Source organism: Bacillus cereus group sp. MG9 (assembly GCF_040459995.1).
GTDB lineage: Bacteria > Bacillota > Bacilli > Bacillales > Bacillaceae_G > Bacillus_A > Bacillus_A mycoides.
This window is the reverse complement of the sequence record NZ_JARVHC010000001.1, coordinates 4595277-4611450: the sequence shown is the minus strand read 5'-3', so window position 1 is coordinate 4611450 and position 16174 is coordinate 4595277. Positions and strand designations below refer to the sequence as shown.

The window sequence follows — 16174 nt, the reverse complement described above, 5'->3', positions numbered from 1 at the left end:
ACGTTACGTACGTAATCGATAACTCGCTCTTTTCTTTTTTTAAATATGTTTTAGGAGTGTTTCCACAAACTTTTCTAAATAGTGCTGATCTACTTCATCGAAACGATTTTTTTCAGGACTATCAATATCAAGCACACCAATGATATTCCCTTCTTTCATAATCGGTACAACGATTTCAGAATTAGAGGCACTATCGCAAGCGATATGTCCTGGGAATTGGTGAACATCTGCTACAAGTTGCGTTGTTTTTGTTTCAGCTGCAACGCCGCAAACACCACGTCCGAACGGAATACGCACGCAAGCTGGCATCCCTTGGAATGGTCCAAGAACAAGTTGATTTCCTTCTGTTACATAAAAGCCAACCCAATTAACGCGATCTAAAAATTGATTTAATAGTGCGGACGCATTTGATAAGTTTGCGACTACGTTCGGTTCGCCAGTTAATAATGCATCCAGTTGTTTAATTACTGTCTCATATTGCTCTTCACGAGATCCTGCATAACTTTCTTTTGTAAACATGGAAACAACTCCCTTTTTAGCGAGATATGTAAAACGATAGCAAAATACGATGTATTTCACATGACTTTGTCGATAGAAAATTAAAGGAATTTGTCTTAAAAGTCAAGAAATTTAAACTATAGCTGTTCAGTGAGAGGAAGTGAGCGCATGAAACAGACGAAACAAAAAGTAATTGATGCGGCAATATCATTGTTTAATACGAAAGGTTATGATGGAACGTCGGTGCGAGAAATTGCAAAGCGAGCGGATGTGAATGTAGCGAATATTTCATATTATTTTGCTGGAAAGCAAGGGTTATTAGAACAGCTTATTACTGATTTTTTAGAAGGATATATTCACGTAATTGAAACGTCATTTGAACAGAGAGAATATTTATCGGCTAAAGATGTGATGGTGCAAATGGTGCGCGGGATTTTACGATATCAATTTGATAATAGAGAACTGACACGTTTTTTTTATAGAGAGCTTTCGCTTGATACGACATTAATTCGTGAAGTGATGACCGTTTATTTTTCTAGAGAAAGATATTATATAGAGCAAATCATTAAACAAGGACAAATGAAGCAAGAATTTAAAAAGATATCTTTTACAATGTTTATGACGCAATTAAAAGGCATGATAAATATGCCGTTTTTATATCCACAATATATATCAGAGGTGCTACACTCATTTCCGTCTGAGACGTTTTTCTTAGAAATGTATACGAAGGAAATTGAGCAATGGATGGAACGAACATTATATAAAGCGAGTATGTATTATGAACTACCAAGAGCTGTTCATATGTAAAAAATCCCCACCTAACGAACTGAGGTGGGGATTTTTATATGTTGTTTTCTTTGCCATAAATTGTTGCATACTAGCGCAATAATTGTTAATGAACAGCTAATTGTATACCTAGAAATATGTGATGTAAGGAAAATGATTATGAATGTGTTTCAATGTATGGGCGCGAAACCAATAATTGCGGTTGAAACATCTTATGCAGAACCGATGATTGCGATGGTAGGAGCTGGACTTGGTATAACATTGCTTCCGGAAACCGCTTTACAGTAAGCTGTAATGCAAGGTAACGTACGTGCGATTTCTGTAGAACCACCACTAATGCGAAAGATTTATTTCGTCTCTCATATGAAAGAGAGCTCGTTATCCTGCATTAACTGCCCGTAAAAGCCTTACCTTTATTGCATTCATTTGAGGACGGATAATGTAATAAGTGGAATATTAAGAAATATTACAATCATATGTAAAGAAACATGAAATTTTAAAAAAAACTAGGTCAAAAACACGTCATTACATGGTATGATTAGAACATTGTTAGTTGTTAAATATAGGGGAATTCCCTTTTTATACATAATGCCTTCCATTTCATAAACGGAACGGACAAAAAAAGAGATATAACTAGGAGGCTTTTTTGCATGGATTCTATCCTGACGATCGTTATCATTGTAGTAAGCTCTATTCTAGTGCTGCTCATGATAGAGCTTGTGATAAGAAATCGTTCATATAAAGATATTGAAGCACTGGAGCAGTGGAAACAAGAGATAAAAGATAAACCTGTGGCAGATGAACTAAAGCGGGTAAAAGATTTAAATATGACAGGTCAAACAGAAGAGCTGTTTGGTAAATGGCGTGAAGAGTGGGATGAAATTGTATCAACAACTCTTCCGAAAGCTGAAAAAGATTTAGCGCAAGCGCGAAAATTCGCCTCGCAATTCTCCTTCCGCAAAGCAAAGCATGCGATGAAAGAATCCATAGGTGGTTTAGATGACGCTGATAATCGTATTACAGACATTTTAAATGAATTACAGCAACTGTTAGAAAGCCATGAGAAAAATAGCTCGGAAATTGAAGGGTTACGTGATACATATCGTAGTATGAAAAAGAGCGTTCTTGCTCATCGACACATGTATGGAGCAGCTGAGCAAAAAATTGAAGAGATGTTAGATGTTGAATCCGAGAAGTTCAAAACTTTTGAAGAGGCAACAGATAATGGTGATTATTTAAAAGCGAGAGAAATTGTTATTAGTTTAGAAGAAGGTTTAGCAAGTTTAGAAATCGTTATTCATCAAATTCCGGATTTATTGGTAGAGTGTCAAGCGACATTACCAGTTCAGCTGGAAGATTTATTACAAGGCCATGATGATATGATAAGACAAGGCTATGTATTAGAGTATTTGGAAATCCCTAAAGAAGTCCGCGATATGACGACACAACTACACACATGTTTAATGGATATACAGGAACTTCATATAACAGAAGCAGCAGAAAAAGTAGAGAACTTAAAGACTCGTTTAGACAGTTTTTATGATCAACTTGAACAAGAAGTGCATGCGAAACATTATGTGGAGCAAAAAACACTGTCTGTTTATGAAGATTTAGAAGAAATTCGTACAGAAACAATTGAAACGAAAATAGAAACACAACTTGTGAAACAAAGTTATCAATTACAAGACAAAGATATTGAGTCACAAAAAGTAATTGAAAAGCAAATGCATATTTTAATGAAACGTTTTGAAGTGTTACAAATACGCGTTGCTGAACAAGATATTGCATTCTCTATCATTCGTGAGGAACTAGAAGAGGTTTATGAGCAATGTGAAACTTTAAAAGTACTTCATGCAGAATATAAAGAAATGCTGCAAACGATGCGCAAAGAAGAATTTGAAGCACGTGAGAAGTTACAAGAAATGCGAAATACAATTTTTGAGACGAAACGTTTTATGCAGAAGTCGAATTTACCAGGTCTTCCAGAGAATATTATGGAAGATTTACAAAAAGGGCAAATGGCGATGCAAGCTGTATATGAGCAATTAGAAGTAAAGCCGTTAAATATGAATACTGTAAATAGCAGTTTAGAAGAAGCATACACAGTTGTGAATGGTGTATCTGAAATGACAGAAGAATTAATTGGACAAGCTTATTTAGTTGAAAAACTAATTCAATACGGTAACCGATACCGCAGTCATGATGAGAATCTTGCAGAAAGCTTAAATTATGCGGAGAAATTATTCCGTGAATATCAATACGATGCAGCTTTAGAACAAGCGGCTTCTATATTAGAGCAACTTGAACCTGGTGTTGTTCAAAAAATAGCTGAATATGTAGACAATGAGCAAACCCTTTAATAAAGGGTTTGTTTTTTTGTGTAATTTTGAAGTCGATGTTGCTATAATGAATAGCGGAATACAGTAAGGTTGTTCGTTTCAAAATAAAGTGAAACCATAAGTAATGGGGTTTCATCCACCACTGATTATTAATCTTCACCACTCAGTATGCCTGCAAATGGCCGGGGGAAATGTACACTTTTATATAAAAACGGAACCTTTGAGTAGTCTTAGCGTAATTACACGTATTTGTGATATGATTATATGATGTGATAGCGCTGAAAGGGGAAGAACGATGATCTATTTTGATAATAGTGCGACGACGAAGCCATATCCAGAAGCGCTGCAATCGTACGTAACGGTTGCAGGGAAATATTTTGGTAATCCTTCTTCTATTCACTCGCTTGGAGGAGAGGCAGAGCGTCTATTAACACAATCGAGAACGATTGCGGCACAGCTCCTTCACGTTAAACCTTCTGAAATTATTTTCACATCAGGTGGAACGGAAGGGAATAACCTTGCGATTAAAGGGATAGCGATGAGGAATCGTTCGCGCGGCAAACATATCATTACAACAAATATTGAACACGCGTCTGTGTTTGAAGCATATAAACAATTAGAAGATCTCGGTTTTGATGTAACGTATTTACCGGTTAACGAGCACGGTGTTGTATCGGTAGAAGATCTAAAACGAGCACTTCGTGAAGATACGATTCTTGTGTCAATTATTCACGTGAACAACGAGACTGGAGCGATTCAGCCCGTTGCTGAAATTGGAACATTATTAACGAACTATCCGAAAATAAGATTCCACGTGGACCATGTACAAGGGATAGGAAAAGTACCACTTGATTTATATGCTTCTCATATTGACCTTTGTTCAATATCTGGACATAAATTTCATAGCGTAAAGGGGACAGGTCTTCTTTACGTACGTGATGGTGTAAGATTAGATCCAATCTTATCAGGTGGTCAACAAGAGCTCAAGTATCGTTCAGGTACAGAAAATTTACCTGGTATTGTAGCGATGGTGAAAGCACTTCGTATGACGATGGAACAAGTGAAAGAAAAGATAGTTCATTTGCAAAATTTACAAACAGAGCTGGTCCGTTTCTTTAAAGAGATGGAAACTGTAACGATTAATACATCACTTGAATATGCGGCACCGCACATTTTAAATGTATCATTTGTCGGTTTAAAACCAGAAGTAGTCGTTCATGCTTTAGAAGAGCATGGTGTATATGTATCGACGAAGTCTGCTTGTTCTTCAAAAGCAAATGAAGTGAGCAGAGTACTAGTGGCAATGGGAGTACCGCACGCCGCAGCTACAAGTGCGATTCGCATTAGTCTAGCACCAGACAACACGATGGAAGAAGTAAAACAATTTGAAGGTATTGTTAAAGAGACGATGCCAAAATTATATGAAGTGATGAGGTAAAGAAATATGATGACATATGAATATATTTTAGTTCGTTATGGAGAGATGACGACAAAAGGAAAGAACCGTTCTAAGTTTGTAAGTACGTTAAAAGATAATGTGAAATTCAAATTAAAAAAATTCCCAAACATTAAAATTGATGCAACACATGATCGTATGTACATTCAGTTAAATGGTGAAGACCATGAAGCAATTTCTGAAAGATTGAAAGATGTATTTGGTATTCATAAGTTTAACTTAGCAATGAAAGTACCATCAGAATTAGAAGATATTAAAAAAGGTGCATTAGCAGCTTTCTTACAAGTAAAAGGTGATGTGAAAACATTTAAAATTACAGTGCACCGCTCTGATAAGCGCTTCCCAATGAAGACGATGGAGTTACTTCCAGAAATCGGTGGGCACATTTTAGAAAATACAGAGGATATCACAGTAGATGTTCATAATCCAGATGTGAATGTACGTATAGAAATTCGCAGTGGTTACAGCTATATTATGTGTGGTGAGCACATGGGAGCTGGCGGTTTACCAGTTGGCGTTGGCGGAAAAGTAATGGTACTTCTTTCTGGTGGTATCGATAGCCCGGTAGCAACTTACTTAACGATGAAACGCGGCGTATCTGTGGAAGCAGTTCACTTCCATAGTCCACCTTTCACAAGCGAGCGCGCGAAACAAAAAGTAATCGATTTAGCACAAGAGTTAACGAAATACTGTAAACGTGTAACACTTCACCTTGTTCCATTTACTGAAGTGCAAAAAACGATTAATAAAGAAATTCCATCTAGCTATTCTATGACAGTTATGCGTCGTATGATGATGCGTATTACAGAGCGTATTGCAGAGGAGCGTAATGCACTTGCAATTACGACTGGTGAAAGTCTTGGACAAGTAGCGAGCCAAACGTTAGATAGTATGCATACGATTAACGAAGTGACAAACTATCCTGTTATTCGTCCGCTTATTACGATGGATAAATTAGAAATTATTAAAATTGCAAAAGAAATTGGAACGTATGATATTTCAATTCGTCCATATGAAGACTGCTGTACAGTATTTACACCAGCAAGTCCATCGACGAAACCGAAGCGTGAGAAAGCAAATCGTTTTGAATCGAAGTACGATTTCGCGCCGTTAATTGAAGAGGCTGTAGCGAACAAAGAAACAATGGTATTACAAACAGTAGAAGTAGTGGCTGAAGAAGAAAAATTCGAAGAACTTTTCTAAACCCATAAATTACCACATTCAAATGTGCATGAAGTCATGTTGTTTATCACACTCTATACTCACAAGGAGGTGATACAACATGGCAAGCACAAATAAATTAGCAGTATCTGGTGCTCAAGCAGCATTAGATCAAATGAAATACGAAATCGCTCAAGAGTTTGGTGTTCAACTTGGAGCTGATGCAACATCTCGCGCTAACGGATCTGTTGGTGGCGAAATTACTAAACGTCTAGTTTCACTAGCTGAGCAACAATTAGGCGGTTACCAAAAATAATCCCATATACGATGGCTTAGAAAGAGCGGGTTCTCCCGCTCTTTCTTTTTGTCGTTTTCGTCGTTATTTGCCGATGAATCGTTATGTTAAAAACATCGTCGCTATACATTCATACATCAATTCGACATAAATATAAAAAAATTGTCAAAAGAAGAGGGTTCAAAATTTACTGAAAATTCTTTATTATATAAGGGAGGCATAGAAATAAAGGAGGATGTTATATGAAGAGAGAGGAATTGTTAGCGCCGCCGTCTTATAATTTAGTTTCGGAAATAGAGAAATATACGAGTGATAAAGAGAAGCTTGCTTTAATTTGGCAAGATGATAAAGGGAATAGACGAGAGATTACATATTTTGAATTAATGCAAGGTGCGAATAGAATTGGAAACGCTTTTATAAAAAGTGGCTTACAAAAAGGGGACAAGCTCCTTATTATGATGCCGCGCTTAATTGAAGCTTACATGACGTATATTGCTGCGATTAAAGCAGGATTTGTCGTTATTCCAAGCTCAGAAATGTTGCGTAAAAAAGATATTGAGTACCGTATTGGGCACGGAGAAGTGAAAGCAATTGTAAGTTACGAACCGTATATTGGACAATTCGACGGCGTAGAAGCGGTGGAATCTCTTCAAAAATTCGTTTTGAGCGAGCGTTCAGTAGATGGTTGGAAAAATTTAAAAACAGCATTAGAAACAGAAAGTGACATGTTAGAAATGGCGAAGACAGATAAAGAAGATATGGTCTTTTTATCTTATACGTCAGGGACGACAGGAAATCCAAAAGGAGTTGTTCATACGCATGCATGGGCATACGCTCATTTACGTACAAGCGCTCCGAACTGGCTCGGAATTGAAGGAAATGATGTTGTATGGGCAACGGCTAGTCCAGGTTGGCAAAAGTGGATTTGGAGCCCGTTTGTAGCGACTCTCGGTTCAGGTGCAACAGGATTTGTATACAATGGTAAGTTTGAACCAAAAACGTATTTAAATTTATTAGGCGATAATAAGGTGAATGTGCTTTGTTGTACGCCGACTGAGTATAGATTAATGGCAAAGGTAGAAAATTTAAGTGAGTACAATTTAGAAGCGTTACATAGCGCTGTATCGGCAGGTGAGCCGTTAAACAGGGAAGTTATTGAAACGTTCCAAAGGCATTTTGATATTACGGTAAGAGACGGTTATGGGCAAACGGAAAACACATTACTCGTTGGGATAATGAAAGGGATGGACATTAGACCAGGATCAATGGGAAAACCGACGCCAGGAAACCATGTTGATATCGTAAATGAAGAAGGAACTCCTGTACAGGTAGGAGAAGTTGGTGATATTGCAGTTCACATTGAAACACCAGCACTCTTTAAACAATATTATAAAGACGATGAGCGCACAGCGATGCAATTCCGCGGTGATTATTATATTACCGGTGATAAAGCGAAAAAAGATGAAGAAGGCTATTTTTGGTTTGAAGGTCGCGGTGATGATATTATTATTAGCTCTGGTTATACAATCGGACCGTTTGAAGTCGAAGATGCACTTGTAAAACATCCATATGTAAGAGAATGTGCGGTTGTCGCAAGCCCTGATGAAATTCGCGGAAGTGTCGTGAAGGCATTTATCGTATTAAGAGAGAATATAGACAAGAACGAAGAAACATTAATTCCAGTGCTCCAACAACACGTCAAAGAATTGACTGCACCATATAAATACCCTCGCAAAATTGAATTTGTAGATGAACTACCAAAAACGATTTCCGGAAAAATTCGCCGTATTGAACTTAGAAAACAAGAAATGGAGCTTCCTTCAAAATAATTTTGAAAATAGGGAAGTAAATAGTTGAATGAAATGTAAAACGATGATATTATAAAAACGAACACAAGTTCGATTTTATAAACTAAAAAAAGAGGTGTCCGTATGATTTTAGGTATTAATCCGTACTTAGTTTTAGATGGTAGTGGGCAAGAAGCTGTACAGTTTTACAAAGAGGCGTTAGACGCAAAAGTAGAAGTAATGCAAACTTTTGGTGACATGCCTGAAAATCCAGAATACTCAATTCCAGCTGAAGCGAAAGAGCGCGTTTTACATGCTACTTTAAAAGTTGGTAATACGGACCTTATGATTTCTGATACATTCCCAGGTCAAGGGCATGCAATCGGATCTCAAGTAACAATCGCAATTCAAATTAATAATGCAGAAAAAGCGAAAGAAGTATTTGATAAGTTACAAGAAGGTGGAGAAGTTATTATGCCACTTCAAGAAACTTTCTGGAGCCCAGCATACGGACAACTAAAAGATAAATTTAACATTGAATGGCAAGTTACAACGAACCCTACTGAACAAAAATAATTTTTGGAAAAGCACCATTTTTAATCGAAATGGTGCTTTTTTTATACGCTCTAATTTCGTAGACTAAAGGAAAAGGGGGACGAGTATATGGGAGAAATTTGGTATGGCGGCACCATTTACACTATGCGAGAAGAGAATGAAAAAGTAGAAGCTATTTACGTTGAAAATGGCGTCATTGTTCATATGGGGAATAAAGAAGAGTTAGAAAACCGATATTCAGAAGTGAAGTTATATGACTTAAAAGGGAAAACGATGATTCCAGGACTCGTTGATAGCCATATGCATCTTATTGGGCATGGGGAGAGGTTGCTTCGTCTAGATCTATCAAATTGCAAATCTTATAGCGAAGTACTTACTCTTGTTCAGAAGCGCGTAGAAGAAGCGCCAAAAGGATCTTGGATTATCGGAGAAGGATGGAATGAAAATAATTTCACAGATACAAAACAAGTTCATGTACGTGATTTAGATGAAATCTCTAAAGAACATCCGATTTTATTAAAGCGTGTTTGTCGTCACGTGACATGGGTGAATTCATACATATTGCAAGAAGCGAACATAACAGAAGCGACGCAAGATCCAAAGGGCGGAAAAATTGGTCGTGACTCATTAAATAAATTAACAGGACTTTTATATGAGCAAGGACAAGAGTTAATTAAACATGTTCAGCCCGAAATAGATGGAGTGTATTTGCAAAGTGCTCTGCAAACAGCGATTTCAGACTGCTGGCAATATGGACTCGTTGGCGGACATACGGAAGACTTAAATTATTATGGCGGCTTTCAAAAAACGTACAATGCGTTTTCACACGTTATAAAAGAAATGCGGTTTAAAGCGCATTTACTCGTTCACCATGAAGTAGCGAATGAACGAAAAGAATATGAAAATGAGCACTATATTGAATTTGGTGCGATGAAAATTTTTTCTGACGGTTCTTTCGGCGGAAGAACAGCTTTATTAAGTGAACCGTATGAAGATGCGAAGGAAACGAATGGAGTTGCCATTTTCTCACGTGAAGAGCTTGCAGGTTTAGTGAAAAAAGCACGAGATTTACATATGCCAGTTGCCATTCATACAATTGGTGATTTATCGCTTGAATATGTCATTGATGCGCTTGAATTATATCCACCTGCAGAAGGATTACGTGACCGTATTATTCATTGTCAGCTAGCTCGTGAAGAGTTGATTGAAAGAATGAAACAATTGCCAGCTATTATTGATATTCAGCCAGTCTTTGTTTCGTCAGATTTTCCATCAGTTATTGAAAAACTAGGAGAACGCCGTCTTCGTTATGCGTATGCTTGGAAGACGTTACTGGATGCAGGATTACACTGTAATGGAGGCTCTGATGCTCCAATTGAACAAGTGAATCCGTTTTTAGGTATATATAGTGCTGTTACACGTAGAAGTTTTATTGACGGCGTATGCTATATGCCAGAGGAAAGATTAACGGTGTATGAGGCTGTTTCTTTATTTACAACAGGAAGTGCGTATGCAATTGGAAAAGAAGGAAAGCGAGGAAAAATTACAAAAGGATATGAAGCAGACTTTACGATATTAGACCGCAATATTTTTGAAGTTGAGGCGGAAGAAATAAAAGAAGTACAGGCAGAAATGACCGTCATTGATGGGAAGATTGTTTATAGAAAAGACGTCTAAAAATTTGAGGGAGCGGCTCCGAAAATACATTTTGGTGCTGCTTCCTCTTTTTAGATAGGTTGATGATGTCGGTAAATTGATATTTTGGATAAAATCGTTGATATAATTTCATATACTTTTGTCCTGTTCCAAAATGTTTTGTGAAACAGCGTCAAGTTGCATTTGATAAATAAAAAACCCTCGAATTATGGAAATCCCATAATTCGAGGGTTTTTTGATTACTATAAAAACGTTCTCTGTACTTTTTCCCAGAAAGAGTTGTTTTTTAATTTAACAGTTTTAATTTGTTTATCGCTTAAACGAACAACGGCTTTTTCCACTTGTTTAATGCTAAGTGCTTCGTTATCCATTCCGATAACAGGATAATCATTTCCATCTGGTTTAAGTGTTAAAGTTAACGTACGCTCGTGATTTAAAAGGAACGGTGACCCGAGTGTACGGTATGTGTTGTTATTTAAAGATGCTAGTTCGCTTACTTGGAAACATGGGATAAGTGGATCGACAACTGCACCATGTAATGATTTATTGTAAGCGGTACTACCTGTTGGTGTGGAGATAACTAATCCATCACCTCTAAAGGTTTCGAAATGTAAATTGTCGACGTGTACATCTACGACAAATGTTTTAATGATACTAGAGCGTAATGTGAATTCATTTAAGCAATGGAAAGATGTACCGTGATCTACATCTACTTTAATTGTTGGATATTTTCGCACTTCAATTTCGTTTTTTGTAATTTCTTGAAGGGCTGTATCAACGTGATCGATGTGGAAATCGCAGTAGAAAGAAATTTCATCTTTCGTAGAAATACCTGCGTATAAGCAATCTTCTCTAAAGCCGGTTTTACGAACGGCTTGTAAGAAAGTCCCATCATCTCCAACGCTGACGATAGCGTTTGCATTTTTTGGATGATCTAATATGGTAAATCCATTCTCCTCTAAAATACGATATACTGGTTTCATTTTTTCAACGAGCGTTACTTTGTCATCACCATAAAAGAAAAATAAATTGCGACGATTTGCCATTATGTATCCCTCCACTGCAGTTAAATTTTCTAGTCTTAGTGCTACATATCGTCAGAGTATGTTTCTGGATGATATGTTCAAATAGTATATTTCGATATAAATTGTCAAAATTCCTTTTTATTTTTAGAAAAATTTTTATATTCAATTTTATCAAAGTCTGTTTAATGATGAATAAACTTGTCGATAATGGGTATGGAGTGAAAGGATGGTAAGAATGAAATGGCTTGTAATTGGAATGATAATTCTTCTACTTTTTATTTTGCTTATACTATTATCGAAAATATCGCTTAAGGTGACGTTTTTATATTCAGAAATGGAAAAACAATGTTTATTTCAAGTGAAAATATGGATGATTCGATATACGTTTGATGTATTGGAAAGAATTGAAAAACAACAGAAAAAAACGGGGCAGAAAATCGAAAAAGCTGAGAAAGATGGCGGAATAGATAATAAAATTATGGCACAACTTGATAGCATTGGAGAACTGATAAAAAAGCTTCAAGAAGTTCATACTATTGTTAAAGATTTTCTCAAACGAGTGAAAATCAATAGTTGGAAGTGGCATTCACAAATTGGAGCAGGCGATGCGGCTAGTACTGGAATTGTCACTGGGTATGCATGGGGGACAAAAGGAATGGCTGCTGGAGTTGTAGGACAATATATGCATATTGTCGACGTACCAGAATTTGAAATTACCCCTGTTTTTCAAGGGAAAGGATTTGCATCAAGGTGTGAGTTAACAGCATCTTTTCGTATATTTCGTGCTATAAAAACGGGTATCAAATTACTCACGTTTATGAGAAGACAAAGATCTGGTACGAACGAAAAATCAGTTCAATCATAGGGGGGATATAAAATGGACCATCCAATTCAAGGTTTAATGACAACCGCAATGCAGCATTTAAAACAAATGACTGATGTAAATACAATTGTTGGTGACCCAATTAAAGCGGCAGATGGAAGTGTAATTCTTACAGTTTCGAAAGTCAGTTTTGGATTTGCTGCTGGTGGAAGTGAATTTGGTAAAGTAGAACATTCAGGCCGTCATCCATTTGGCGGGGGAAGTGGTGGAGGAGTTTCTATTAATCCTGTTGCCTTTCTTGTTATAAATGGAGAAGGTGTGAAAGTATTACACTTAGATAAGCAAACACACGTCATCGATAAAATAATTGAATTAGCGCCACAAGCTGTTGATAAAGTGAAAGAAATGATGGATAAACGAAAAGAAGATGATCCTGAATTTCAAATTTAACGAATAAAGAAGCTGATCAATGGATTAGCTTCTTTATTTTTTTGTAAATAAAGCGATTTTATTTGCATTATTGATAGGGACAAACTATCATTTACATTGTACATATTTTGTTTAAAATAAGGGAGGATTTTTAAGTGGCAAATGTAACTTTTAAAGGTAACCCAATGACTTTAGTTGGAACAGAAGTTAAAGTTGGCGATCAAGCGCCTAACTTCCAAGTATTAGCAAATGACTTATCTCCAGTAAGTTTAGAGACATACAAAGGTGAAGTGAAATTAATTAGTGTTGTACCTTCAATTGACACAGGTGTGTGTGATGCACAAACTCGTCGTTTTAACCAAGATGCAGCAGGTATTGAAAACGCGAAAGTATTAACAATTAGCGCTGATTTACCATTCGCTCAAAAACGCTGGTGTGCAGCAAACGGTTTAGAAAATGTTGTAACACTTTCTGATCACCGTGACCTTTCATTCGGTGAAGCTTACGGCTTAGTAATGAAAGAACTTCGTTTACTTGCTCGTGCAGTATTCGTAGTAGATAGCAATGACAAAGTAGTTTACGCAGAATACGTAGGCGAAGGTACAAGCCATCCAAACTATGAAGCAGCATTAGAAGCAGCTAAATCTGCGAAGTAATGTAAATGAAGACGACCTCTCATTAAAGTTTTACTTTAGAAGAGGTCGTCTTTTCTCATGTATTGTTAACTGAACCAATATATGAGAAAAGACGTTACATCATAAACAACTTGAAGGGGAGCTCTTTGCAAGAGGTCGCTTTTTCTTTTGGGAAAAATTTAGATTATGGTATGATATAAGTTATGTGTAAAAGAGAGAAGGAGGAATGTACGTGAGTCAGGCAGTAGAAACATTATTTTCTATTTTTGATTCTTCTACGGTAGTTTTACGTAAAGAATTAGATGTAACATATTTAGAGGCGCTTGTAGAAACAGGTGATAACTTGTTTGAAGGAGCGATTTTACAAGAGGAATTATCCGAATCAACAATTGAACGGTTGAATCGTGAATATAGTACGTTTAATGAAGAAACATATAAAGGGGAAGAAATTCGTAAAGCATTTCAGCTAGCCATTTTAAAAGGAATGAAAGAGGGCGTACAAGCGAATCACGAAATGACGCCAGATGCAGTTGGAATGTTCATGAGCTACTTATTCCATAAGTTTATGCAAGGTCAAAAAGAAATTACTGTTTTAGACCCTGCAATTGGAACTGGTAACTTAATGACTACATTGTTTAATAGCGCCAAAGAAGAACTAACAATGAGTGGATTTGGTGTAGAAGTGGATGAGGTGTTAATTAAACTTGCTTTAGTAAATGCAAATTTACAAAAGCATGCAATCGAATTCTTCCACCAAGATGGACTAGCACCACTTTATATTGATCCAGTTGATGCAGTCGTTTCAGATTTACCAATTGGTTATTATCCAAATGAAATTGTTGCAAGTGAATATACATTAAAAGCAAATGAAGGAATGTCATATGCACATCACTTATTTATTGAACAAAGTGTGAAACATACGAAAGAAGGCGGGTATTTATTCTTCTTAGTACCAAACTTCATTTTTGAAAGTGATCAAGCGCCAAAGCTACATGCATTCATTAAAGAGACATGTTTTATTCAAGGATTATTACAGCTTCCTGTTTCCATGTTTAAAAACGAGAAAAATGCAAAAAGTATATTTGTTCTCCAAAAGAAAGGCCAAGGTGTAACAATGCCGAAACAGGCACTACTAGTGGAATTACCTAAATTCTCTAACATGAAGGCTATGGAGAACATTATGGATCAATTGAATACTTGGTTTGCAACACATAAATAATACGATATATATGTAACAGGGTTAGTAATTAATGTAGTACAGTTTTATAGGATATGTAATGTTTTTTAATATATACAAGATTTAACTGAATTTTTTTGAAATCTGTAATATATTTTTTTTCTTGGTGTTACAATTTTTTCACTTGAAATATATGTCGGACGATGTTTAAATTAAAATCGTGAGTATAAAATTTACTAATGATGAAACGTTTTCATAATGAGTGAATTTAATTAGATAAAATCGAGCGGTTTGTGGAATGATCCACACAACTACCAAGAGAAAAAGGGGCGAAAGACTAGATGTCAAAAATCATCGCGATTAACGCAGGAAGCTCTTCGTTAAAGTTCCAATTATTTGAAATGCCAAGTGAAACAGTATTAACAAAAGGTTTAGTAGAACGTATCGGTTTAGAAGATAGTATCTTCACAATTACTGTAAATGGCGAAAAACAAAAAGAAATTACAAACATCCCAGATCATGCAGTAGCAGTTAACATGCTTCTTAAGAAATTAACTGAAAACGGAATCGTAAAATCTCTTGATGAGATTGGCGGTATCGGTCACCGTGTTGTACACGGCGGCGAAAAATTTGCTGATTCTGTTTTAATTGATGCTGAAGTATTAGCTGATATCGAAGAATTAAGCGATTTAGCACCACTTCACAACCCAGCAAACCTTGTTGGTATTAAAGCATTCCAAGAAGTACTACCAAACGTACCAGCAGTAGCAGTATTCGATACAGCATTCCACCAAACAATGCCGGAATCTGCATTCCTATACAGCTTACCATATGAGTACTATGAGAAATTTGGCATCCGTAAATACGGTTTCCACGGAACTTCTCATAAATATGTAACTGAGCGTGCGGCTGAATTATTAGGTCGTCCAATTGAAAGCTTAAGCCTACTTTCTTGTCACTTAGGTAACGGTGCAAGTATCGCAGCAGTAGAAGGCGGTAAGTCTATCGATACTTCTATGGGCTTCACTCCACTTGCTGGTGTAACAATGGGTACACGTTCTGGTAACATTGACCCTGCGTTAATTCCATACATCATGGAAAAAACAGGCCAAACTGTAGAAGAAGTAGTTAGCGTATTAAACAAGAAGAGTGGTATGTTAGGTCTTACTGGTTACTCTAGTGACCTACGTGACATCATTGCGAAAGAAGAAGAAGGCGACCACCGTGCGAAAGTAGCACTTGACGTGTTCGTGAGCCGTATCCATAAATACATCGGTTCTTACACAGCTCGTATGAAAGGCGTTGACGCAATCATCTTCACAGCTGGTGTAGGTGAAAACAGTGCAATTATTCGTGAGCGCGTATTAGAAGGCCTTGAGTACATGGGCGTATACTTCGACGTAAAACGTAATAATGTATTCGGTGAAGAAGCATTCATCAGCTTCCCGCACTCTCCAGTAAAAATTATCGTAATTCCAACTGACGAAGAAGTTATGATCGCTCGTGACGTACTACGTCTTGGAGATATTGGTTAATATACTATATGAAAAGA

The 16174-nt window shown here is 36.7% G+C and carries 15 protein-coding genes and 1 pseudogene; 14 read left to right on the top strand and 2 right to left on the bottom strand.

The features are described from left to right. Nucleotides 1-39 precede the first annotated feature (39 nt). Nucleotides 40-519 (bottom strand): GAF domain-containing protein, encoded by a 480-nt coding sequence (locus tag QCI77_RS23665; protein WP_002138633.1) that lies wholly within the window; start codon nt 517-519, stop codon nt 40-42. A gap of 147 nt (nt 520-666) precedes the next feature. Here QCI77_RS23665 and refZ point away from each other — a divergent pair, with 147 nt between their 5' ends. The 9 genes and pseudogenes from refZ (at nt 667) to QCI77_RS23620 (ending at nt 10554) form a co-directional block, all read left to right on the top strand. Continuing rightward, complete coding sequence (gene refZ / locus QCI77_RS23660) at nt 667-1305, top strand: forespore capture DNA-binding protein RefZ (RefSeq protein ID WP_060750625.1); 639 nt, start codon at nt 667-669, stop codon at nt 1303-1305. Between the two features lie 87 nt (nt 1306-1392). Beyond that, a pseudogene (locus QCI77_RS23655) lies at nt 1393-1686 on the top strand (LysR family transcriptional regulator substrate-binding protein); the annotation flags it as partial. A 248-nt stretch (nt 1687-1934) separates the two neighbouring features. Beyond that, nucleotides 1935-3644: a septation ring formation regulator EzrA gene (gene ezrA / locus QCI77_RS23650; RefSeq protein WP_113770010.1), complete on the top strand. Its 1710-nt coding sequence runs from the start codon at nt 1935-1937 to the stop codon at nt 3642-3644. Between the two features lie 274 nt (nt 3645-3918). Beyond that, nucleotides 3919-5061 carry a cysteine desulfurase family protein gene (locus QCI77_RS23645; RefSeq protein ID WP_002167571.1) on the top strand — a complete coding sequence of 381 codons (1143 nt, stop codon included), beginning with the start codon at nt 3919-3921 and terminating at the stop codon, nt 5059-5061. A gap of 6 nt (nt 5062-5067) precedes the next feature. Further along, the gene (gene thiI, locus QCI77_RS23640) at nt 5068-6282 is read left to right on the top strand and encodes a tRNA uracil 4-sulfurtransferase ThiI (RefSeq protein WP_113770011.1); all 1215 of its coding nucleotides are present in this window, start codon (nt 5068-5070) and stop codon (nt 6280-6282) included. A gap of 79 nt (nt 6283-6361) precedes the next feature. Next, complete coding sequence (locus QCI77_RS23635; RefSeq protein WP_000168891.1) at nt 6362-6556, top strand: alpha/beta-type small acid-soluble spore protein; 195 nt, start codon at nt 6362-6364, stop codon at nt 6554-6556. A gap of 221 nt (nt 6557-6777) precedes the next feature. Then, entirely contained in the window at nt 6778-8364 is a 1587-nt protein-coding gene (gene mbcS, locus QCI77_RS23630; RefSeq protein ID WP_002034333.1) for an acyl-CoA synthetase MbcS, read from the top strand. A gap of 102 nt (nt 8365-8466) precedes the next feature. After that, nucleotides 8467-8898: a VOC family protein gene (locus QCI77_RS23625; protein WP_353825526.1), complete on the top strand. Its 432-nt coding sequence runs from the start codon at nt 8467-8469 to the stop codon at nt 8896-8898. A gap of 87 nt (nt 8899-8985) precedes the next feature. Further along, entirely contained in the window at nt 8986-10554 is a 1569-nt protein-coding gene (locus QCI77_RS23620) for an amidohydrolase (RefSeq protein ID WP_353825525.1), read from the top strand. Nucleotides 10555-10775: 221 nt separating this feature from the next. Here QCI77_RS23620 and QCI77_RS23615 read toward each other — a convergent pair whose 3' ends face one another. Next, entirely contained in the window at nt 10776-11579 is an 804-nt protein-coding gene (locus QCI77_RS23615; RefSeq protein ID WP_002015552.1) for an NAD kinase, read from the bottom strand. Between the two features lie 205 nt (nt 11580-11784). Between QCI77_RS23615 and QCI77_RS23610 the strand changes: the two genes are divergently transcribed. From QCI77_RS23610 to ackA, 5 genes are all read left to right on the top strand, one after another. Next, nucleotides 11785-12423, top strand: a complete 639-nt coding sequence (locus tag QCI77_RS23610; RefSeq protein WP_016106347.1) for a DUF2953 domain-containing protein — start codon at nt 11785-11787, stop codon at nt 12421-12423. 12 nt (nt 12424-12435) lie between these two features. After that, nucleotides 12436-12831 carry a GerW family sporulation protein gene (gene ytfJ / locus QCI77_RS23605; RefSeq protein WP_000350005.1) on the top strand — a complete coding sequence of 132 codons (396 nt, stop codon included), beginning with the start codon at nt 12436-12438 and terminating at the stop codon, nt 12829-12831. A 134-nt stretch (nt 12832-12965) separates the two neighbouring features. Further along, entirely contained in the window at nt 12966-13466 is a 501-nt protein-coding gene (gene tpx / locus QCI77_RS23600) for a thiol peroxidase (protein ID WP_000024524.1), read from the top strand. 211 nt (nt 13467-13677) lie between these two features. Next, a complete protein-coding gene (locus QCI77_RS23595) occupies nt 13678-14664 on the top strand; it encodes a class I SAM-dependent methyltransferase (RefSeq protein ID WP_002015548.1) in 987 nt (328 codons plus the stop codon). Between the two features lie 299 nt (nt 14665-14963). Beyond that, the gene (gene ackA / locus QCI77_RS23590; protein WP_002015546.1) at nt 14964-16157 is read left to right on the top strand and encodes an acetate kinase; all 1194 of its coding nucleotides are present in this window, start codon (nt 14964-14966) and stop codon (nt 16155-16157) included. The last annotated feature ends 17 nt before the right edge of the window (nt 16158-16174 follow it).

Excerpts from the sequence above, each read along its gene's own strand:
- QCI77_RS23665 (WP_002138633.1), bottom strand. The coding sequence starts at position 519 with ATGTTTACAAAAGAAAGTTATGCAGGATCTCGTGAAGAGCAATATGAG.
- refZ (WP_060750625.1), top strand. The coding sequence starts at position 667 with ATGAAACAGACGAAACAAAAAGTAATTGATGCGGCAATATCATTGTTT.
- ezrA (WP_113770010.1), top strand. The coding sequence starts at position 1,935 with ATGGATTCTATCCTGACGATCGTTATCATTGTAGTAAGCTCTATTCTA.
- QCI77_RS23645 (WP_002167571.1), top strand. The coding sequence starts at position 3,919 with ATGATCTATTTTGATAATAGTGCGACGACGAAGCCATATCCAGAAGCG.
- thiI (WP_113770011.1), top strand. The coding sequence starts at position 5,068 with ATGATGACATATGAATATATTTTAGTTCGTTATGGAGAGATGACGACA.
- QCI77_RS23635 (WP_000168891.1), top strand. The coding sequence starts at position 6,362 with ATGGCAAGCACAAATAAATTAGCAGTATCTGGTGCTCAAGCAGCATTA.
- mbcS (WP_002034333.1), top strand. The coding sequence starts at position 6,778 with ATGAAGAGAGAGGAATTGTTAGCGCCGCCGTCTTATAATTTAGTTTCG.
- QCI77_RS23625 (WP_353825526.1), top strand. The coding sequence starts at position 8,467 with ATGATTTTAGGTATTAATCCGTACTTAGTTTTAGATGGTAGTGGGCAA.
- QCI77_RS23620 (WP_353825525.1), top strand. The coding sequence starts at position 8,986 with ATGGGAGAAATTTGGTATGGCGGCACCATTTACACTATGCGAGAAGAG.
- QCI77_RS23615 (WP_002015552.1), bottom strand. The coding sequence starts at position 11,579 with ATGGCAAATCGTCGCAATTTATTTTTCTTTTATGGTGATGACAAAGTA.
- QCI77_RS23610 (WP_016106347.1), top strand. The coding sequence starts at position 11,785 with ATGGTAAGAATGAAATGGCTTGTAATTGGAATGATAATTCTTCTACTT.
- ytfJ (WP_000350005.1), top strand. The coding sequence starts at position 12,436 with ATGGACCATCCAATTCAAGGTTTAATGACAACCGCAATGCAGCATTTA.
- ackA (WP_002015546.1), top strand. The coding sequence starts at position 14,964 with ATGTCAAAAATCATCGCGATTAACGCAGGAAGCTCTTCGTTAAAGTTC.